The sequence below is a fragment of the Sphaerospermopsis sp. FACHB-1094 genome (genome assembly GCF_014696195.1).
GTDB classification, from domain to species: domain Bacteria; phylum Cyanobacteriota; class Cyanobacteriia; order Cyanobacteriales; family Nostocaceae; genus Sphaerospermopsis; species Sphaerospermopsis kisseleviana.
The window spans coordinates 1-21,407 of record NZ_JACJPT010000088.1; the positions used below are offsets into that span (position 1 = coordinate 1).

21 protein-coding genes are annotated in these 21,407 nt (G+C 36.4%); 6 read left to right on the plus strand and 15 right to left on the minus strand.

Features of this window, described 5'->3' with window-relative positions:
- Positions 1 to 165 precede the first annotated feature (165 nt).
- The 4 genes from H6F47_RS20555 to H6F47_RS20570 all read left to right on the plus strand — a co-directional run bounded on the left by H6F47_RS20555 (position 166) and on the right by H6F47_RS20570 (position 4,236).
- A complete protein-coding gene (locus H6F47_RS20555) occupies positions 166 to 1,086 on the plus strand; it encodes an undecaprenyl-diphosphate phosphatase (protein WP_096567876.1) in 921 nt (306 codons plus the stop codon).
- 115 nt (positions 1,087 to 1,201) lie between these two features.
- The gene (locus H6F47_RS20560) at positions 1,202 to 2,527 is read left to right on the plus strand and encodes a TIGR03279 family radical SAM protein (protein ID WP_137669410.1); all 1,326 of its coding nucleotides are present in this window, start codon (positions 1,202 to 1,204) and stop codon (positions 2,525 to 2,527) included.
- A gap of 570 nt (positions 2,528 to 3,097) precedes the next feature.
- The gene (locus tag H6F47_RS20565; RefSeq protein WP_096567870.1) at positions 3,098 to 3,472 is read left to right on the plus strand and encodes a phosphomannose isomerase type II C-terminal cupin domain; all 375 of its coding nucleotides are present in this window, start codon (positions 3,098 to 3,100) and stop codon (positions 3,470 to 3,472) included.
- A 65-nt stretch (positions 3,473 to 3,537) separates the two neighbouring features.
- Positions 3,538 to 4,236 carry a uracil-DNA glycosylase gene (locus H6F47_RS20570; protein ID WP_096567868.1) on the plus strand — a complete coding sequence of 233 codons (699 nt, stop codon included), beginning with the start codon at positions 3,538 to 3,540 and terminating at the stop codon, positions 4,234 to 4,236.
- Positions 4,237 to 4,302: 66 nt separating this feature from the next.
- On the opposite strand, the gene H6F47_RS20575 is transcribed toward H6F47_RS20570, so the two are convergent.
- The 10 genes from H6F47_RS20575 to dndC all read right to left on the minus strand — a co-directional run bounded on the left by H6F47_RS20575 (position 4,303) and on the right by dndC (position 13,258).
- Complete coding sequence (locus tag H6F47_RS20575) at positions 4,303 to 5,061, minus strand: HEAT repeat domain-containing protein (RefSeq protein WP_096567867.1); 759 nt, start codon at positions 5,059 to 5,061, stop codon at positions 4,303 to 4,305.
- Positions 5,062 to 5,277: 216 nt separating this feature from the next.
- On the minus strand, positions 5,278 to 5,916 hold the full coding sequence (locus tag H6F47_RS20580) for a GNAT family N-acetyltransferase (protein ID WP_190650745.1): 639 nt from the start codon (positions 5,914 to 5,916) through the stop codon (positions 5,278 to 5,280).
- Between the two features lie 122 nt (positions 5,917 to 6,038).
- Positions 6,039 to 6,182, minus strand: a complete 144-nt coding sequence (locus H6F47_RS20585) for a hypothetical protein (RefSeq protein WP_187041732.1) — start codon at positions 6,180 to 6,182, stop codon at positions 6,039 to 6,041.
- 99 nt (positions 6,183 to 6,281) lie between these two features.
- A complete protein-coding gene (locus tag H6F47_RS20590; protein ID WP_187041731.1) occupies positions 6,282 to 6,683 on the minus strand; it encodes an ABC transporter permease in 402 nt (133 codons plus the stop codon).
- Positions 6,668 to 7,957 (minus strand): AmpG family muropeptide MFS transporter, encoded by a 1,290-nt coding sequence (locus H6F47_RS20595; protein ID WP_096567861.1) that lies wholly within the window; start codon positions 7,955 to 7,957, stop codon positions 6,668 to 6,670. The genes H6F47_RS20590 and H6F47_RS20595 overlap by 16 nt, the downstream gene beginning before the upstream one ends.
- Positions 7,958 to 8,039: 82 nt before the next feature.
- Complete coding sequence (gene dndE, locus H6F47_RS20600) at positions 8,040 to 8,435, minus strand: DNA sulfur modification protein DndE (RefSeq protein ID WP_096567859.1); 396 nt, start codon at positions 8,433 to 8,435, stop codon at positions 8,040 to 8,042.
- A gap of 59 nt (positions 8,436 to 8,494) precedes the next feature.
- The gene (locus tag H6F47_RS20605) at positions 8,495 to 8,869 is read right to left on the minus strand and encodes a four helix bundle protein (RefSeq protein ID WP_096567857.1); all 375 of its coding nucleotides are present in this window, start codon (positions 8,867 to 8,869) and stop codon (positions 8,495 to 8,497) included.
- A gap of 61 nt (positions 8,870 to 8,930) precedes the next feature.
- Complete coding sequence (gene dndD, locus H6F47_RS20610) at positions 8,931 to 10,919, minus strand: DNA sulfur modification protein DndD (protein WP_190650747.1); 1,989 nt, start codon at positions 10,917 to 10,919, stop codon at positions 8,931 to 8,933.
- A 92-nt stretch (positions 10,920 to 11,011) separates the two neighbouring features.
- Positions 11,012 to 11,632 carry a Uma2 family endonuclease gene (locus H6F47_RS20615; RefSeq protein ID WP_096567853.1) on the minus strand — a complete coding sequence of 207 codons (621 nt, stop codon included), beginning with the start codon at positions 11,630 to 11,632 and terminating at the stop codon, positions 11,012 to 11,014.
- 3 nt (positions 11,633 to 11,635) lie between these two features.
- A complete protein-coding gene (dndC, locus tag H6F47_RS20620; protein WP_096567851.1) occupies positions 11,636 to 13,258 on the minus strand; it encodes a DNA phosphorothioation system sulfurtransferase DndC in 1,623 nt (540 codons plus the stop codon).
- Positions 13,259 to 13,451: 193 nt separating this feature from the next.
- Between dndC and H6F47_RS20625 the strand changes: the two genes are divergently transcribed.
- Together H6F47_RS20625 and H6F47_RS20630 are read left to right on the plus strand one after the other, a co-directional pair.
- Positions 13,452 to 15,050, plus strand: a complete 1,599-nt coding sequence (locus H6F47_RS20625) for a DGQHR domain-containing protein (protein ID WP_190650749.1) — start codon at positions 13,452 to 13,454, stop codon at positions 15,048 to 15,050.
- A 102-nt stretch (positions 15,051 to 15,152) separates the two neighbouring features.
- Entirely contained in the window at positions 15,153 to 16,364 is a 1,212-nt protein-coding gene (locus H6F47_RS20630; protein ID WP_199291239.1) for a DNA sulfur modification protein DndB, read from the plus strand.
- Positions 16,365 to 16,377: 13 nt separating this feature from the next.
- Here H6F47_RS20630 and H6F47_RS20635 read toward each other — a convergent pair whose 3' ends face one another.
- The 5 genes from H6F47_RS20635 to plsY form a co-directional block, all read right to left on the minus strand.
- A complete protein-coding gene (locus H6F47_RS20635; RefSeq protein ID WP_190650751.1) occupies positions 16,378 to 16,851 on the minus strand; it encodes a DNA phosphorothioation-associated protein 4 in 474 nt (157 codons plus the stop codon).
- A gap of 182 nt (positions 16,852 to 17,033) precedes the next feature.
- Positions 17,034 to 17,633 (minus strand): Uma2 family endonuclease, encoded by a 600-nt coding sequence (locus H6F47_RS20640; RefSeq protein ID WP_190348170.1) that lies wholly within the window; start codon positions 17,631 to 17,633, stop codon positions 17,034 to 17,036.
- Between the two features lie 134 nt (positions 17,634 to 17,767).
- Positions 17,768 to 19,837, minus strand: coding sequence for an AAA family ATPase (locus tag H6F47_RS20645; protein WP_190650753.1), 2,070 nt, complete (start codon positions 19,835 to 19,837; stop codon positions 17,768 to 17,770).
- Positions 19,834 to 20,022, minus strand: coding sequence for a hypothetical protein (locus H6F47_RS20650; protein ID WP_096567837.1), 189 nt, complete (start codon positions 20,020 to 20,022; stop codon positions 19,834 to 19,836). Before H6F47_RS20650 ends, H6F47_RS20645 begins: the two co-directional genes overlap by 4 nt.
- Positions 20,023 to 20,597: 575 nt before the next feature.
- On the minus strand, positions 20,598 to 21,278 hold the full coding sequence (plsY, locus tag H6F47_RS20655) for a glycerol-3-phosphate 1-O-acyltransferase PlsY (RefSeq protein ID WP_096567835.1): 681 nt from the start codon (positions 21,276 to 21,278) through the stop codon (positions 20,598 to 20,600).
- Between the last annotated feature and the right edge of the window lie 129 nt (positions 21,279 to 21,407).

Consider the following 21,407-nt stretch of genomic DNA (forward strand, 5'->3'; position numbering starts at 1 on the left):
TCACCAGTCACCAGTCACCAGTCACCAGTCACCAGTCCCCAGTCCCCAGTCCCCAGTCCCCAGTCCCCAGTCCCCAAAAAAATCTTGCCCGGAAAAACTGATGACAATAGCGGATCAGGTTGGATAATTTGTTAAAATTACGCATCCATTTTGGGAGTCTGGTTAATGACAACAATTTTAGAAGCAAGTAGTATATATTTACTATCATCCCAACTATCATCCCATTTGCTGGCCGTAGCAGAAAATACAAAACAAGTTACCCCGGAATGGTTGCAAGCTTTTATTTTAGGTATTGTGCAAGGTATTACAGAGTTTTTACCGATTAGTAGTACAGCACATTTGTTAATAGTCACCAAAGTATTTGCTTGGAAAGAACTAGGTGCTAAAGATTTTGTGGATGCGATTCAATTTGGTAGTGTGATAGCGATATTATTATATTTTTGGTCACAAATTTCTAGTATTGTTACAGGTGCAATTGCCGCATTTCAAGATCAAGATTGGCAACGAGAAGAATGGAAAATATTGGTGGGTATTGCTGTAGGAACAATGCCGGCATTAATTTTGGGTTTTCTGTTAAAAGATGTTTTACCTGAAAGTGCATTAGTCATTGCTATAATGTCAGTGATCATGTCGATTTTATTGGGTTTGGCAGAAAAGGTTGGAACTCGCAAGCGTGGTTTTGATTCCTTACAAATTCGGGATGGTATTTTGGTAGGATTAGGACAAACTCTAGCTTTAATTCCTGGGGTTTCTCGTTCTGGTTCAACCTTAACTACAGCCTTATTTTTAGGATTAGAACGTGATACAGCAGCAAAGTTTTCATTTTTATTAGGGTTTCCTACTTTGACGATAGCTACCTTATATAAAAGTTTGAAAATTTTTCAGTTGTTTCAGGAAGGGCAATTACCAGATAATATAGTTTTATTATTAGTTATAGGGATTGTTTCCACCTTTATTTTTTCTTATTTATCAATTGCATTTTTGATTAGGTACTTACAAACAAAAAATACATTTGTGTTTGTTTGGTATAGATTAGCTTTTGGTTGTGCTATTTTATTAGCGATCGCCAACGGTTGGCAAGGATAAAATAAGCAGGGGGAAATTATTTGTATTTTCCCAATCACCAATCACCAATTACCAATCACCAATCACCAATTACCAATCACCAATTACCAATTACCAATTACCAATTACCTAATATATGTCTACCATTCAACCTGCAAAAATTACCAAGGTGCTACCCGAATCCATCGCTGCTGAAATTGGTTTTGAAGTTGGTGATGCGATAGTTGCCATTAATGGTACAAAACCACGTGATTTAATTGATTATCAGTTTTTGTGTGCAGATGAATTTTTAGAACTTGAAGTATTAGATACTCGCGGTAAAACTCATCAAATTGAAATTGAAAAAGATTATGATGAAGACTTAGGGTTAGAATTTGCAACGGCTTTATTTGATAATTTAATTCAATGTAATAACCGTTGTCCATTTTGCTTTATTGATCAACAACCACCTGGTAAACGTTCCAGCTTATATTTAAAAGATGACGATTATCGGTTGAGTTTTTTATATGGTTCTTATTTAACCTTAACAAATTTACCAGAAAAAGAATGGCAACGCATTGAACAAATGCGGTTATCTCCCTTATATGTTTCTGTTCATGCGACAGAACCAGAAGTGAGAACTAGACTATTAAAAAATCCCCGTGCTGGGCAGATTATACAACAACTTAAATGGTTTCAAGAAAGACGGTTACAAATTCATGCTCAAGTAGTAGTTTGTCCAGGAATAAATGATGGTGAACATCTAGAAAAAACATTAAGAGATTTGACATCATTTCATACAGGAGAAATACCAGCAGTAGCATCAGTAGCAGTTGTTCCTGTTGGTTTAACGCGATTTCGTCCTCAAGAAGATGAACTCGTACCTGTAACAAGAGAAAAAGCCAAAGAAGTAATTTCTCAAGTGAAATTACTGTGCCAAGAATTTAAACAAAAATATGGTTCTAATGTAGCTTGGTTAGCGGATGAATGGTTTTTAATTGCTGGTGCAGAATTACCAAGTGAAGCGGAATATGAAGAATATCCACAACTAGATAATGGTGTGGGTTCTATTCGCTTATTTATTAAACAATTTGCCCATGCAGCTAACGAATTATTACCAGCAAAAATCTTTCCTGCAAAAAAATTAACTTGGGTGGTAGGTAATGCAGTGGAAACGGCATTTAAACCACTGGTTAAACAGTTAAATAATGTAGAAGGTTTGGATGTAAAAATGCGTGCTTTATATAGTGATTATTGGGGGCAAAATATCAGTGTTACCGGATTATTAACCGGACATGATTTACTGTATCATTTAAAAGGGCAAGATTTAGGAGATGGTATTTTATTACCTAGTGTCATGCTCAAACATGGTGAGTTAATATTTTTAGATGATATGACAGTAGAAGAAGTATCGCGTCAGTTGAATATCAGTATATTCCCAGTTGCGGGAGTTGAGGAATTAATCAATACTTGTTGTCAGTAGACAGTTATCAGTTATCAGTTATCAGTTGTCAGTAGTACATCACCAATCGTTCGTTTTCAGACTCAATTTAAAATTTGGATGGGTACAGCAGCAAAGGAAAATCACTATCGAGTTAAAGTATGGGAAAATCAGTTGTTAACTATAGAAAGGTTATTGCGGTACGGTGAGAGGAAAGTAATCAATTCTAACTCAGGGTTAACAGTTCGTTAGGTTATTTATGTTAATCCTGCGGATATTATCAGTAATTGAATTTAATCAATCAGATTTAAGCTCTAAAATTATTAACTTGATATAAATTAATAATTTAGAGCCAGTTTGTCTAGAGATTGAAGTTACTGAAAGCATGATTATGCAAAATGTAAATTGTGCGATCGCCATTATAAATCCATTACTTGTCAGCACTATAATTTGAACAATTTGTGTTCTCTAATAAAACTTTATCTATCTAGAAAATATCGATATTTAATATAAATTTAATGGTGATTTTTAGGTAAATGAACTACATTCTCATAAGCTGTTACACAGCTAAATTGTATAGGTATAACAATTAAACCAGGTAGTAAATCAGTTATGAGTCAGCATGAGAATGAGATGAAGTCCAATATTAAAAAATGTTCTTCCCATTCAGGGGAACGTTACTGGGGTCATGTAGAAGTCATAGAAGAGGGGGAAAATTATCGAATTAGTCGGGTGGAAATTAAACCTAGACACGGTATTAAACCACAAATCCATTATCATCGTCATGAACATTGGGTTGTAGTTTCTGGTGTGGCCAAAGTAACTTGTGGTGTTGAGGAAATATTGTTAAATAGTAACCAGTCAACTTATGTACCTGCTGCAACTTTGCATAAGGTAGAAAATCCTGGTTCTATTCCTTTAGTAATTCTAGAAATTCAAAATGGTGAATATTTAGGGGAAGATGATATAGAACGTCCTGAAGAATAGGTGATTGGTGATTGTTGACTGGGAAGAGTTTTGATCATTATGTATGAATTATGAGGTGAGGATAATTGATAGAGAAAAATGTTAAATTGCCTAATTCTTGGCAATCAATTTTAGCAGAGGAATTAGAGAAACCTTATTTTAATAAACTGCAAGAGTTTTTAAGTGAGGAAAGACAATCTTATAATATTTATCCACCAGAAGAAGATGTTTTTTCAGCTTTTGAATTAACGTCTTATGAAGAGGTAAATGTTTTGTTATTGGGACAAGATCCTTACCATGATGAAAACCAAGCTCATGGTTTATGTTTTTCTGTGAAACCGGGGATTAAACCACCACCATCACTGATGAATATTTATAAAGAATTGAAAGCGGATGTGGGGTGTGATATTCCCAATCATGGTTATTTGGTGAATTGGGCTAAACAGGGTATATTGATGTTAAATGCGGTGTTAACTGTGAGGGCGCACACACCAAATTCCCATAAAAATCAAGGGTGGGAAATTTTCACTGATGCAGTGATTCAAAAGGTTAATGAAAAATCCGATCCGGTGGTGTTTGTGTTGTGGGGTGGTTATGCACAAAAGAAGCTGAAATTAATTGATACTAGCCGACATTTAGTAATTAAATCTGCTCATCCTTCACCCCTTTCTGCACGTAATGGTTTTTTTGGTAGTAAACCTTTTTCAGCTATTAATTCAGCTTTAAGTGGTTGGGGTAAACCTGAGATTGATTGGGAGTTGCCGATTTTGGATTTTGGATTTTAGATTTTGGATTGTTTTTCTGAACTCCAATCTAAAATTGTCAATTATCAATTGTCAATTGTCAATTACCTAAAACCATCCTTCTTGTTCTAGGGTTTCAATTAATTGCAAACCACGGGGATCACCAACTCCCAGCAGTGAAGCTTTGGCATCTTCTCTGACACCCAAATCTTTATCTTCAGCAAAGGCTTGAATTAATGCGTCTATAGCTGTAGCATAGACTACATTAGAAGGTAATTCTTTACACAGTTGACCGATTGCCCAAGCGCAGTTACTACGGATGGCGGGTATGGGGTCTTGAACAAGGGCTTCAATTAAGGGAGGTATTGCGCCAATAACTACTTCATAACCCAGAGTTGCCATTTGGGCGAGGGCGCTGGCAGACCAGAGACGGACGGCGGAAATGTCGGTTTTGAGGGCATCTATGAGGGGGTTTAAGGAACGGCGATCGCGGCAGTTGCCTAAAGCCCAAACTACACCTTTTCTGACATAGCCATTAAAATCGCAGTTAAGTTGATTAATTAAGGGTTCAACAGCATCAGGGCTGGGGTTACGTCCCAAGGCATAGGAGGCGCTGACTCTGACCAAAGGACAAGAATCGGTTAATAAGCGAATTAAATGGGGTATAGCTCGTTCATCTTGAATATCACAAAATGCACGGGCGGCTAACATTCGTTGCTGGGATTGAGGATCTTCCAAGAGTGCTAACATTGCCTCTGGATCAGGTTTAACTATTTCTGATTCAGGGGTAATAGGTTCTATTTTGTCTAGGGGGCTTTCTAAATCAGCTTCGTTATCAAGTAGGTTTATATCGTCTTCGTCGTACATAATATTTTTTAAAAAGTAATTATATAGGAGGCAGGAGGCAGAAGGCAGGAGGCAGAAGGCGGGATGCAGGAGGCAGGAGGCAGGAGGCAGAAGGCAGAAGGCAGAAGGCAGGAGGCAGGAGGCAGAAGGCAGGAGGCAGGAGGTAAATATTTCTTCCCAGTCACCAGTCCCCAGTCACCAGTCACCAGTCCCCAGTCCCCAGTCCCCAGTCCCCAATCACCTAATGAATTTTATCATCCAGAGGGATTGAGTTTGATAACCAAGATTTTGATAAAGGTTGAGGGCGGGGGTGTTAGAGGTAAATACTTGGAGTCCGATTTGGCGATCGCCCCTTTGTTTTGCCCAGTTTTCTATATGCTGCATTAATGCCTTAGCTATCCCCCGACGACGATGGGAAGGGACAACATAAAGCAAGAATATGTGAGCATGGCGATCGCCTGTAACTTGGTCTATGGCGTTACCTGCCCAAAGACAGGCTATGGGAACTGGGGACTGGGGACTGGTGACTGGGGACTGGTGACTGGTGACTGGGGACTGGGGACTGGGGACTGGGGACTGGTGACTGGTGACTGGGAAGAAATATTTACCTCCTGCCTCCTGCCTCCTGCCTCCTGCCTCCTGCCTCCTGCCTTCTGTTCCCTGTTCCCTGTTCCCTGTTCCCTGAGTTTCATATACCCACCACAAAGGGGTATCAGTGGAGAAATATTGTTCCACTGTACAGGCGAGGTGAGAAAAATCTTGAGTAGGAAATAGTTCTTGGTAAGTACGCTGGATAAACTTAACCAATAGTGCTTTGTCTAAGGTAGAACCTCGGCGAATAGAATAGCCGTCCAAAGGAAAGTCAAAATTGGGCATGGGGCGATTCAATTTTGGATTTTGGATTTTGGATTTTGGATTGTTTTGAGTATCTCCAATCTAAAATCTAAAATCTCAAGTTTTCTTTACTGTCACCAGTCACCAGTCACCTGTTCCCTTGTTTACAAATTACTAACTATCACTCCAATGGGTGCGGGTGCGGCCATGTCGGAGGGTAGGAAAATCCGGGCGCTGACTGCGACTAGGGCAATCAAAAATACTAGAACTACGAGTAGGGGGGCGATGTATTGACGAAAAAAAGCCATATTCGGGATTGTAAATAATGAGGTAACTGGTGGAAAACCAGTTAATGTAAATTTTTCTTAATTTATTTTAGCGAGTTTGGAGGCAGGAAAAACTAAAGGTTAACGTGCATCCCGATCCAAATCATCCAGGACTCGTTCACAATACCAATTTTCTGGCATTCCGGGATAATTTTGCTTGGCTTGTTCGATTAATCTTTCGGCTGCGGCTACGTCACCGGATAATCTGGCAATGAGTCGGTTTTTGAGGTAGTTACCTGTAATTTCTTCGTCTACCTGATTAGGTAGGCTGGGAGTGGAGGGCTGTAACTGTTCTCTTTTTAGTTGCCAAAATAAAACGTAGTAGAGTGTGCCAAAAATTAGAACTAAGCTGATTGTTCCCAGGAGAGTGAGGGGGCTAAAGATAAGATATCCTAAAACTAATTGTGAGAGTACGTAGCCCAGTAATAAACCTGTGACAACGAGGACGAATGTACCGACAAGAATTACTACTTGGTTTCCCATATATCCTCTTCTTCTTCAAGTCCTGGTCTGGTTGCTGTCACTGGTTTGGGATTCCAAGGGGCAAAGAAAGGTAATAGGAGTAGTCCCGGTATAGCAGCAACAATACTAATCACAAAAAATAAAGGCCAACTTGTAGTTTTTGCTAACCAACCTGCTGGCGCAACTAGAATATCACGACTGACGGCCATAAAACTAGAAAGTAAAGCATACTGTGTGGCGGAATAACGCTGATTACACATATTCATTAAAAAAGCAACAAAGGCGGCTGTTCCTAATCCTGCACAAAAGTTTTCGATGTTGATTGTGAGTAAGAGAACCTGATAATTTTTCCCAACTTGTGCAAGTAAAAGATAAGCTAAGTTGCTGATTGCTTGCAACCCACCAAATACCCAAAGTGAACGATTCAACCCAATTTTACTCAAAAATGCGCCTCCTGCCAGTGTACCAACTATGGTGGCTATTAGTCCCATGCCACCTTGAATTGCGCCAATGTCGGTTTGAGTAAAGCCTGTTTGCAGCAAAAACGGCGTGGACATATTATTCACAAAGGAGTCGCCGAGTTTATATAAGACTATGAACAGGAGACTTAAAGAGGCGTAAACTATGCCCTGACGCTGAAAAAATTCACCAAAGGGTAAGATGACGGCTGCGGTTAAAGATTCTGGTGGGATGGTTTCTTTTGGTTCTGGTGCAAATAAGGTGGCTATAATACCTACTGCCATAGCCACTGCCATTAATAAGTAGATTGAAGACCAAGGTATTTTATCAGCTAGGATGAGGGCTAATGAGCCTGTGAGTAGTAATGCTATGCGATAACCTAAAACGAATACGGCTGCACCTGCACCCATTTCTAGTTGTTCGAGTATGTCGGTGCGGTAGGCATCGGCGGCTATGTCTTGGGTGGCACTGAGGAAGGCGATGGCTACGGCGTTGATGGCTAGTAGTTGTAGGGCTTGTTTGGGTTGTTGTAAGGCCATGCAGGCGATCGCTATTAATAACCCTATTTGTAAGATAATTAACCAACCCCGTCTCCTGCCTAAAAAGGGCAGTTTAATCCAGTCTAACAAGGGCGACCAAAGAAATTTTAAGGAATAGGGCAAACCAACAAGGCTAAATAAGCCAATGGCAGTTAAATCTACTTTTTCAATGGTCATCCATGCTTGTAAGGTTTTGCTGGTTAAAAATAAGGGTAAACCAGAGGAAAAACCTAGTAATAATAAAGCCGCCATTTTGCGGCTACCGAATACTTTTAATAGCGATTGTACTGGGTTCATGTATTAAAAATTTTCTTACCATTGTTGCTGTTGACATGACTATTGTGTAGTTCATGTCTAGATACGTCTGAACGTTGTAAAATCAGGATTTTACTTTCTTTGTTGCCATTTCTATTAAATCTTCAATTCTCTTAATATTTGGATCTCCGGCTAAGTATCCTATTCCTCGATGTAGGTGTAAACGAAATTGGGTGATTAGGGTTTCTTTATCTGTGTCTAAACCGTCGTTGTGACAACGTTGTTTCAATGCCAATAGCAATATATCAGCCATTTCTCCCCCAAATACTTTCCAGGTTAGTTCTACGTTGCTATCTTGGGGGATGGGTACGGGTGATGGGGGGGCGGTTTCTGCTAGGGAACGACAAAACGCCCATCTGCATAGGATGTTCCATTGTTCTATTTTGGTGTTGCGTTTGAGTTTGAGTAGTTGATCTTTGGCTGTTTGGGATAGTCTAATACGTTCTATTGGTGATTCCATGATTTTGGTAATTGGTAATTGGTAATTGGTAATTGGTAATTGGTAATTGGTGATGGGTATTAATCTGTGTCTTTAGTGTTGCCAAGAGAATTTAAGTAGGCGTTTAATTTTGGTGACAGTTCATCTATTAATGGTTTGAGAATGTTAACTTGTTCAATTGTTAATAATTTGCGAACATAATCTAATCTCATCCAATGAATTGTTTCATTTAGAGAACCTCTATCAATTTTAATAAACCGTTTATTATCTTGAAAATTATAACGTCCCCTTCCTTCTGCTATATTTGACCCAATACTATCTGCTGCACGCACAATTTGCTTACCTACTGTATCTTTATAAAAACTATCCCATTGTATAACTATTTTCCAAATTTCATTGGCTAATTTTTCCGATAACCTATAAACTTGCAACTCCTCAAAATCTGGTCTACCCATATATTTTATTCCTCACAATTACCAATTACCAATTACCCATTACCAATTACCCATTACCAAGTTACCAAAAATAACCGTCTTTTATTGTAGTTTCTCTTTTACCGGAGTTATATTGCAAGAGGTATTCACGGGCGATCGCTTCGTTTTCTCTCAGGAGTTCTACTTCTTTTTTGGCTATTTCTGTGTCGGTGGAAAGTAAGATTACTTGATGACTCGCTGCGGGAAAGTATCTTTCTACTAGGTTGTTTCTGTGGGATGAGTCGAGTCTTCCTAGTGGTGTGTCAATAGCAACGGGTAAACGTTTTCCTGATACTTTTGCTAAACCCCAAAGGAAGGCGATCGCTAATAGTTGTTTTTCTCCTGCTGATAGGCGATTTTTAGGTACTGGTTTTCCTTTTAAATCATATAATGATATACTAAATGTCTGGGCATCAATGGCAATTCTATGAACTAAATCTGATTTATGCAGAAGATAAAGAAAACAGTTTTTTACTTCTTCTTCTAATTTATTCAATTTCCTTAATGTCAATTTTTCTCTAAATATCTTTAAGGTTGCTTGTACTTTAGTGACTGCATTAATTAAATGTTCTGTACTTTGATATTTCAAACTATCGCTAGTATAGTTAGTTAGTTCTTTTTTGGTTTTTTCAATTGTTGCTTGTAATTCTAATAAATGACGTTTTAAAAACTCTACATTACTATTTGCTTTATTCCATTCTCTTTCGGCTTTTTCCCTAGCTTGTTGTAATTCTGCATAAGCTTCTGGTGCTGCTGCTGTTTGAATTTGTCTGTCTATGGTGAGTATTTGTTCTTCGTAATTTTGCAGTTCTAATATTTTAGCATTAGCTGTATTTTTGGCAATTTGTAAACGATAGACGAGATTATCTAACAAAGTTAAACTTTCTTCATCAGCATTTAACCAAGTGGTTTCTGTAGATGAATTAACAGCATATAATTTATCAATATCTTCAACTAAGAAATTTTGAATACTGTTAATTTTCTCTAATTCTAAATTTAGCTGATTGAGCAAATTTAGTAAACGTTGATCTCTAGCAATTAACACATCCTTTGCTAATTGCATTTGTTGAAATTTTAACTCTTTTTCCCCTTGGGTTTGAATTTGGGATAATAAATTAGGAATTAACCCTAATGGTAGCAAATCTTCCGCTAATTCACGTAATGATTTACGGATATTTTCTGCATTTTGAACTTGATTTTCTTTTTGGGTGTCTAGTTGACTACGTTCAGCAGCGAGTTTTCCACCTTCAGAAATATATTTATTTAATGCTTCATCATATTGAATTTTTAAATCTTTTAAATCTGTTTCTAATTTTTCTAATTCTTTTTGTTTATTATTTTCTTTTTGTAATTGTTCTGCTAAACGGTTTTCTAATTCTTCTAATTTAGCTAAATCTTGTTTATCAGCAGTTTCCTTTTTCTTACGATTCACTAATATTTCTAAATCTACTGCTAATTTATCAGCTAATTCTAATCCTAAAAGTCCATTAATAGCATCTACAACTACAGCAGGTGGTGTTTCTTGTTCTGCAAGTTCTTTTACTTGTTCCCCATCAAACAGAAATAAATTAGAAATACCTAAAGGGAGAATATTTTCTATATATTCATCCCAAATAGTAGCTAAAGAATCAACAGGCCAAGTTTCATCTTTTCCTAAAATTCCTAATGAGTCTTTACCGTCTTTGGGATTTTTTTCCCAAGTTCTCACTACACGATATTGAATTGGTTTATCGTCTTCGATGTGTTCAAAAACTAATTCAATTCGGGTTTTATTAATGGGATCAGCTTGACTATTGACACATTGAGTTAAAAAATCATTATAACTCAAGTTTCCTCTAGTAGAACATTGGGCGCGTTGTCCATATAATGCGAGGCGAATAGCATCCATTAATGTTGTTTTTCCGCCACCATTCATTCCTCCTAAAAGGATGATAGGGCGAATATTATCTTGATCTATTCTGGGATCAAGGTTGATGACTTGTCTACCAGCGTAGGGACCGAAGTTTTGCAGTACGAGTTCTAGGAAGATCATGAGAGTTAAAATTTAAAAATTAATAGTTTTTTAAACGAACCACAGAGGCACAGAGAAGCCAATTTCTAGAACGAGAAATGAAGGATTTATTTTTACCTTTTATCACCAATTCTAAAAATTTGATTAGCTGTTAAATTCAAGTTAGGAAATGCCGCAGAAATTAACACATCATTTCCTGTAAATTGACTAACTTGATATTCTCCTTCAATTAAATTATGTATAGAAATTGTTGGTTGTTTAGGATTACCAATATATCTTCTTCCACCTAAACCTAGATAATCAGTGATCCAATATTCAGAAATACCTAATTTTTCATATTCAGCTAATTTGATTAAATAGTCATCTTGCCAATTTGTGCTAACTAATTCAATTACTAAACGGACAGTTTCACCTTGGGTAATTGTAGAACGTTTATTCCATAAAGGTTCATTATTAATGACGTTCCAATCTAAAACAATGACATCGGGATTATAACCAGATTTGGCAGAATCTACTGGTTTAATAATACATTGTCTGGGGATAAAATAAGGTAGGTTATTTTGTTCGATTTGTACACTTAATGTCTGTGCTAAAAATCCTGATACCTGTTCATGTGTTCCCGTTGGTTGCATTTCAAAAATGACTCCATCATGTAATTCAAACCGTCCATATCCATCTGGATACCAGTCAAGAAATTCTTCTAAGTCTATAAGTTGTGGTAATGTTTGTAACATAATCTACTCCTCTTTTTTCTTAAATTTCATACTCGCAAAATTTGCTGGTTTATTTGGTTGTTCATTTTCTTCTTTTTCTGCTGTTTCACCGATATTTAATTGTTTAAATGCTGCGCGAATTGTGGCTATATCTCCTTCACTTGCTGCTTGTCGTAAATCTCTTTTAAAATGGGCATAATCAATAGCATCTTGTTGAGAACGAGAACTGGTTTCAAAGCATTTTTCTAAACTATCAAAAATCCCTACTCGGCGCGTTTTTTTCTTAAATTGTCTTTCTGTATCTAACAATTTCGCCATTAGTTCTAATTGCATTGCGTCACCTTGACAGATTTCTTCTAATACTTCCCATTCATCGCTACCTAATAGGCTATAATCTGCACCAGGACGGGGATCTTTAAATTCTTCTCCTGTCACTTCTTGATAGATTCGGGGTAAACTATCATCAAATTCGTGTTTTTCTTCTAACCATATCCGGCGAATTTCGCTGAGTTCTTCCATAGATATTAAGGTGATATCTCTCATGTTTTCGGGGGCGTTTTTTCTCATTTCTGTTTGGGCGGTTAATAGTTTCCTTAACCAATATTCTCGCCAATATTTTGTATAAGGACCGGGTATGGGTACAACTGATATTTCACCATCTTTATTATTACGTTCAAATAATTGAACTTCTCCTCGTAATCTTCTAAAATCTCTTTTTTCTCTATCGTTTTCAATATCTAATTCTCTACGAAAATCAACGATTGGTTGCATCCATTCTTTTTCTTCATCATTTTGAATCATCGCGTTCAAAGATGTATCACGTTCAACCAAGGTACAAACCCAGCAACCAAAACGGGAACTTCCACAACTGGGAGTAGAGGTATCAACAACTAAAGGACATTCATTATCCTCTGTTGATTCCCTATACATCACAAATAAATCTTTATTGCTATGTCCCCAAGGATTTTCCCACTGCATTAAATATAACCAAACTTCATCAGTTCTCCAATCTTCAATAGGACTATAAACTAAGGAATTAGGTAAATTTCCATTAGGACTTAGGCGATCGCGCACTCTTTTTTCTTCCATTCTCTTCATAGTAGCAGCGCGATTTCTACTTTCAGTTTTGCGAATCCCTAACACAAGAATTGTTTCTCCATCTCTTCTGACCACATCACGAATAAAACGGTTAGATGGATTAATTTTTAAACGTCCGGTACACCAACGGAACTTCTGACGAGGTGCGGGATATCCTTTACCAATTAAACCCACCCAATATGTTTCTTGTGTTTCTGGTTCTAAAATATGTGGGATCATTGGCATTTTTTGTTCTTGGGCAGCTTTTTTGATATTCTTATGAGAATTACGTACCCAAGCCGAAACATAGGGATTTTCTACACCCGTATCTGTGGTAATAACATGAATAGTTTTAGTTCTTTTTTCTGGTGGAAGTCCAGAAATAGCATTCCAAATAAGTTGTAACGTTGCTGTACTGTCCTTTCCCCCAGAATAACCCACAACCCAAGGTATTGCATCCAAACAATATAATTCCTGAATTTCTGTGGTGAGAACTTGAATATAGTCTACCAATTCCGCTACAGTGCGATTTTGCTGATTTTTACTGTCTGTTTGTGGTGCTATAGTCATGACTCCCTACCTGTAATTATATAGATGTACCTGGATTATATGTATTGAGATAAATGCAAATTCAAAAATTATTTATACTAAGTTAGTTTACATTAACTTTTAAAAATTGTTTTTAAAAACTATACTTTTAGTATCCAATATTTTGGAAAAATAAGCAACTCAGTCTCAACCTTAGTTTTTAAAAATTAACCTTATGGACAGCCAATTTGAACAAAATTGTAACATTTCTCAACAGTACATAGAAAATGAAACTCAAGGTCAACAGATGTTATCTACATTACTCAAGACATTTTTTGACAAACAAGACCAAATTCTAGTTCAGCAAACAAAAATGGGAGGTGTTGAAGCTTATGTGGGTTCTGTTACTTTAGAATGGTTTGCAAAGAGAGTTAATTTTGCTTCTACATTACCTCTGTTGCAAAAAAATTATAATTCCGAAACCGATAATATTGAAATTGATGCAGATAGTATTGATGAAGTTCAGCAACGTCCGTTAGATTGGTCGCGTCAAGCTGCGTTAGTACAATATTTAGCATCACGAAAAAACCATAAGTTTCCCCCGGTATTGGTTGTAATTAATCAATCTTGGGTTGATAATGCAAAAGCAGATGAGTGGAATAGTGAAGGACGTGCTAAAAAAGCTACTACAGATTTTATTCCTCTAGATGAAAATGGTTCTTTTGGTTTGTTAAATGTAGCGGAAGAAAATGTTAGTATTTATGCTTTAGATGGTCAGCATAGATTAATGGGAGTTCAAGGTTTATTAGAATTACTGCAAACTGGTAAATTGAGAAGATATAAAAAAGATAAAACTCATAGTGATAGTTATATTACTCTCTCAGAATTGATAGATGATTCTCAAATTGATGTTGATGATCTGCAAAATTTACCACAGGAAAAAATCGGCATTGAGTTTATTTGTGCGGTGAATGCTGGAGAGACTTATACAGAAGCAAAACAACGAGTTAGGTCTATTTTTGTTCATGTAAATTTAATGGCTGCACCTTTAACAAAAGGTCAATTAACCCAGTTAAATGAAGATGATGGTTTTGCAATTGTAGCGCGAAAGATTGCGGTGACACATCCACTTTTGGCAGAGAAAGAAAAGCGCAAACCGCGTATCAATTGGAATAGTGCTACAGTAGCAAAAAATTCTACTGTTTTGACTACACTGCAAGCTTTACAGGATATGTCTACTACATATTTAGGGCAAAAATTCCCCCATTGGAAACCTTTAGAAAAAGGGTTAATTCCTCAACGTCCAGATGATGAAGAATTACAAGAAGGAATTGCAGATTTTACAGAATTATTTGATTATTTAGCGAGTCTTCCCAGTTATAAAATTTTAGATCATGAAGATACACCAAATTTAAGACGCTTTAGTTTTGAAAAAGGTGGTGGTGAGGCAAATATTTTATTTCGTCCGGTGTCTCAAGTTGCTTTAGCGCAAGCTTTGGGAATTTTGGTTTTTAAAAAAGGTATGTCTTTAGAAGCTATCTTTAAGAAGTTGCGAAAATTTGATCGTCAAGGTGGTTTTAGTGAAATGGAATTTCCCCATTCTTTATGGTATGGGGTTTTATATGATCCGAATAAAAAGCGGGTTCAGGTTTCAGGAAAGGAGTTAGCGGTGAAGTTGTTGGTTTATATTTTGGGGGGAATGACTGAAAAAATGGAGGTTGCACAATTGCGTAAAGCTTTAGCTGATGCGAGAACGATGGAAGATAATACTATTGGTTTTGATGGAAAGTTGGTTGATCCGCAAGATGTTGGACTTCTATCTATACTGAGTTAGCATAATTATTGAGTAATATTACTTTGTGGTTTTTACGGATGTTAAGTAACGAGTTTGTTGTTTACTATGTTTTTAAATACAGCTAAGTGAATCGGTAGTAACATGGATCAAATGAACGAAGACAGTAACAACAATCTTTCACCAGAGATCAAAGCTAAGTTTAGTAGTTTTGTTGCACCATTCTTTGAAGAAAATTACCGAGATTCTTGTTATCCAGGGCTAATTTTTTATCAGGGAATGCGGAAAATGCTGCAAATTAATATACCAGCTAGAGATTTTCCCTCTCTTTTAATTACTAAACCTGCAACAGAAAATGATCCTGATTCTGGTAGACAGAGGCCAGAAGTACCAGGTCATGCTGACGAAATAAAAAATTATATTATTGAACAAGCTGAAAAAGGAAAAAAATGGATTTTAGGAACGCTAACCGCAAATGTTTCTCAACATAAAATCAAAATCCTCGAATTTGGTAGAGGTTTCTGTATAGTTGTCATTCCTCGTGATGTAAAACTAGAAATTACAGATGGACAACATCGTAAGAGCGCGATTCAAAAATTAATTGAAGGTGATCAAAGTCATTTAATTAGTAACCATGATTTTCCAATTACATTGGTTTTAGAAGATGATATTGATCAGTGTAAAAAAGATTTTGGAGATATGGCTCAAACTAAGCCATTGAATAAAGCATTACTCATATCTTATCGTACCTCTGAAGGTCGTGTAGGTATTACTAAAAAGTTGGTTGAACAAGTAAATATATTTGCTGGGAGAACTGATAAAGTTCACGATGTACCACGTGCTAAGTTAGGATTCATTTACTCAAATAATTTCATACTCAGGGCGGTAAGTTATGCTTTTACGAATACTCCTGATGATGAAATGAAAGAATACGATTTAGAAAGTTCGTCTATAGCTTTAGCTAATTGTTTGAATCAGTTTTTCTCTGAATGTAGCAATACCAGAAAAATTGCACTTAAAACAGCAGATACAACCCAATCTTATATCAAGGATATCAAAAAATTTAAGGATGAATGCCTGCTAGGTGTAAGTGTTGGTTTAGAAGTTTTAGCAAGATTACTATATTGCACTTATGACAAAAACAGTAATTCCTTTGATGAAACAAAAGTTTCTCAACTTGCACAAATAAATTGGTTAAGGAATAATCCCATGTGGGAAAATACTTTAATTAGGATAAATCCTAATTCTAAAAATCCAGAGAACCGCTATAGATTGACTACAACCATAAATGCAATCAGTGATGCAGTAAATATGCTGAAAGATAAATTAGGATGGTCAGAATATCCTCCATATTAAGTGTTTTTAAACACTAAGACAGGAATCTTGTTAAATCAAATTCCTCGTCTTCTTTTTTATTATTCAGTTTTTCATGCTGTAAAAATAATAAAATTCTATCTGTATAATCTACTGCTCCCCTTAGTTCACCTTGCAAAACCTCTAAACCACCATTAGCATATTCTTCAAAAATTTCATTACGTTGTTTGTCAAATTCCTCATCATTAGGAGATAAAATTTGAATATTTTGAGTTTCTGTAATTCCCAATAATTTAATTATAAGATCATATCCTGATACTGCAAAAACTTCCAAACGAATTGGTGCTGGTTCACGTTTAGAAACTTCCTCAAAAGGAACACGCTTCTTATACTTAACCCCCAAAGCAGCAGCAAAAACAATCACATCAGCGAAAGTTTGAAAAGGACCATTTCCCCCATCAGAAGAAATTAAAGACTTCACCAAATCAGCCTTATCCTTGGCCACCCTGATTCTACCAGATTCCGCCATAATCTTAAAATCTCAACTCCCAATATTTTACAACAAATGGTACTAACTAAAATCAAAACTTTGCTTTCTTCCCTTTGCGTCTACCCTGCGGGATCTCCTGACGGAGATTGCGTCTTTGCGTGAGAAAAAAAATAAAACGCAGATGAACACAGATAGACGCAGATAATATTTGTCATCAAAAATTAACCTGCTTGATCCTTAAACTCTTCATTTTCTCCCACCAAAACCACATTCTCATAAATCAAAGACAAAGGAAACTGAAAATCAACACTTGTTAAATGAACCTCATCACCCTCAACAAAAGGATGTAATTCCCAAAAACCCCGATCATTTAACCTAAAACATTCTAAACCGATTTTTTGAGAATCAATCAAAACATATTCCTGTAAACTAGAAAAATTGCGATATTTTTCAAACTTTTTACCACGATCATAAGCTTCCGTACCCGGAGAAAGTACCTCAACAATTAAACAAGGAAATTGCAAAAACTTAATCGCTTGTCTATCTTGAGGATGACAACTCACCACCACATCAGGATAGAAAAAAGGTCCATTTTCAGAAACTCCAACCTTTGCATCTGACATCAAAGCACTGCACTTACTTCCCCGTAAATGACTTTTCAAAGCAGAAGCTAAATTTAAAGCGATCGCAGCATGAGGAATAGTACCTCCAGTCATTGCAAAAACTTCACCATCAAGATATTCATATTTAATTTCCTGCAACTCTTCCCACTCTAAAAACTCTTGGGGAGTCAAATAAAACCGATCAGAAATAGCAACCATTTTTCCTTTCTCCTTTTGCGTTCTTCCCTTTGCGTCTTTGCGTGAGAAAAAAAATAGAACGCAGATGAACAGAGATAAACGCAGATAAATTTTTCTGTTTCTCTCTGCGACTCTGCGACTCTGCGTGAGAACAATTAACCCCTTTCCACCTCCACAATTTCAGTATACTCAAAACCACTAGGACTTTGACGAATCAAATAATATTTCTCCCCATTCACCTCCATAAAATCCTGTTCACAGTCAGGTTTAGAAGAATAATAAGTTAACACATATTCCTTACCAATTCTTTCTAAAATTTCCTCCTCAACCTCCACCCTCCATTGAGTTTTCGTCACTAAAACCACTAACTGATTTGCTAATTTAGGAATAGTTTGTGCAATGTGACGACGAGAGTTAGCGTCTAAACTTCCAAAAGGTGAATCCATAACAATAGGAAAAGTGCTACTATCAGGAACCATCATGATTTTTCGTTTTTCACTCCATTCCCGCACTTTATCAATAATACTCGCAATAAATGATAAACTAAGAATTTGATTTTCTCCCGTAGATGCTGCTACCAGTGCTTCTATTCCTGTGGTATTCTCAACTAAAGTCAGTTCATATTTTTCCGTAATCTTAGGAATATAAGGAGTGACAGAAATTTCCGAAAATATTTCCTGTACTCGCTTTTCTAACTGCAATCTAAATTGTTTCTCCTGTCTATTTTTCACCTCTGTTAATCTTTCAATTGCGTCTTGAGTTGCAATAATACGACGCTGTGCTAAAATTTGTCTTCCTTCATTTTGTTTTTGTTTAGCAATTTGTTTGACTAATACATCAACTTCTGTTTTCAGGTGAGAAATTTCCTGTTGGTTTGCACCTTGTTCTCGGTTTAATTCATCAATTTTCCCTTCAATTCCATCTAACCGTTTTTGTAAACCGCTAATATCTTCATTGGGATCTTTTCTCAAGATTTCTTCAATATTATCTAACTCACCTTCTATTTGGGAAAGTGAGGTTTTTATCTGACTAATTCTTGCTTGTTCTCTGTTAACATTATCCCAAAAAATATCCGCTTGTTTATCAATATCATCAACTTGCGCTCCCATTCTAATTGCTGTTTCTTCTACAGAGGAAGATCCGGTTTTTTTCAAAAGTGATTTAACGTGAAAATGTCCATTTCCTCCTTCTTTTAATTCTGCTCCACAAATACATCTTCCTGTTTGAATTAATTCCGCGACAAATTCTTTAGAAATTCCTGATTTTAATTCTCCTTTTTGTTTTAATTCGCTGATAATTCCCCGAAAATTTGCATTTGTTTGACCTAATAATACTGTGTATGCTTGTTTGGAAATAATCTTTTTCAGTGCTTCTTTAGTTTTTTTCAGTTCTTCATAACTACTACGTTTTTGAGTTTCTAAACTTTCTCGTCTTTCTTGTAATTCTCGCACTGCACTGAGTTCTATCAACCGACTGCTGATATCTTTTTTAAATGTCTGTTGATTTTCTAACTCTTTTTTAATTTCTGTTTGTCTTTTATTAATTCTTTCCATTTCTTGTTCTAGTTTACTTTGCTCTTTTAATAATTGTTTAGTTTCTGCATCACCAATAGCAGCAAGTTCGTTATCTAAGGTTTTCTTTGCTTCTTTTAAATGTCTAATTGCTAAGTCAATGACTTTGACTCCTAAAAATGTTTCTGTTGCTTCTGCTATTTCTGCTTTTTTATCAGACCTCACAATTTCTTCTATGCGTTCCCCATCAAAAAAGAAATATTGATGTAAACTTGCTGGTAATATATTATTGATAATCTCTTCTGCTTGTTCAATGGGAAAATACCATTTACCGTCATCTCCTACGGTTTGAATAATTAATTTTGTTTTTGTTGCTTCCATGTTGGTAGCATTTTTATAAACTCGACAGGTGCGTTTTGCTCGGTATCGGTTTCCTTCATGTTCCCAACCAACTTCTACCCAACATTCTACAGGTTGTTCATTTTCTACTTCTGCGATCGCTCTTTTATTTACTAACTGTTCTGTCGCAGCAAACGCAGCAGTAAATTTTTCATATAACACCCAGGTAAACGCATTTAATAAACTGGTTTTACCTGCTCCATTATTCCCATGAATTATTGTAGTATTTTTAATATCTCCCGTCGCAATGGTAATTTCTGGAGTCTGTCCATAAAAAGAACGAAAATTACAAAGTTTAATCGAGGTTAGTTTCATTCCTGCACCACTTCTTTCACTGCTTCTTTGATTATTCCTAAAATATCATCATTAATTGCACCTTTGCTTTTTCTCGCAAGTCTTGATTTTTCTAACCTACAAACTCTCTCAATTATCTGTTTAACTTCCGGTGGTGCAGTATTAATTGGTGCTTGTACATCTTCAATATTTGATTCTGTAGACATAACGGGTTGTAAAAATAGACTTTTCTATCTATTTTAACCATCTTTGTCAACATTTAGTAATCAGTTATCAGTTATAAAACTTTATAATTTCTAATTTAATATAGATTTTTAATTATGAAACTGCATCAAAAATAGGTAAAAATTTATGATTTGGCGGCTGGAAAGGGATTGCTTTTTTTATTTATTCCTGGTAAAGTTATCTTTACAAGCTCTAATAATGGGACATTGCTTATTTTAAAAATTTTAGCAACACTCCATTATATTAGAATAGTACCGCGCCCCCAGCGCCGAGTCAACCCCTCAACTATCAATTTTCGCCCCCCAAGAAAGAAAAATAAATGAAGAAATCTATAGATATAGCATTTACCAAGTTAGTGAGGTACAGAGTTTTTTGTCTTTGGGAATTGGGAATTGGGAATTGGTAGCAGTAAATAAATGAGGGTGTACCTCATGAGACTGGGAAACGCTATAGATGCGATGCCCACACAAAAAGATGGTAGTACAGTACGGCGTAAATAAACCAAGTATTCGATAGCCAAATTTCATGAAACTGGGAATTAATTACCAGGCTTTATTTACGCTGTTTGTTGAGATTCAGTTTCTACCTTCTGGCCAATTTTGGGTTCTGTACCTGTCAGCAACCTTTCAATATTACTGCGATGACGAATAATTACATATAAACCCCCAGCAATACTAAACAAAACATAAGCTAAAGGTTGCTGGAAAACCACCATCAAAATAGAAACAGCAACAGCACCAGAAATAGAACTTAAAGAAACGATTTTAGATATAGCAATAACTACACCAAAAACCCCCAAGGTAGCCAAACCAACCGGCCAATTCATGGCTAATAAAATACCCAAACTGGTAGCCACAGACTTACCACCAGTAAAACCTAAAAAGATTGATTTACTATGTCCTAAAATTGCCCCTAACCCAACCAAAGTTACTAACCAAGGTTGCCATAATTGCACATTTAAATTTGCAGGTATGACATTATAACCAGGAGCAAAATTGAATAAAGCATAAACCAGATTTATGGCTAATACTCCCTTCAAACAATCAACAAATAACACAAAAGCCCCCGGACCTTTACCCAAGGTTCTCAGAACATTGGTGGCACCAGTTGAACCAGAACCAACTTCACGAATATCAATACCTTTTAATAACTTACCTGCAAGATATCCAGTGGGAAAAGAACCCAAAAGGTAAGCTAATAAAACCACTACCCCACACAAAGTCAACCAAATAGCCATAATTTTATTAGAAGTTCAGAAGTTCAGAAGTATGGCTAACGCCACGCTTACTTCGACTGCGCCCTTCGACACCGCCCTTCGACACCGCCCTTCGACACCGCCCTTCGACACCGCCCTTCGACACCGCTC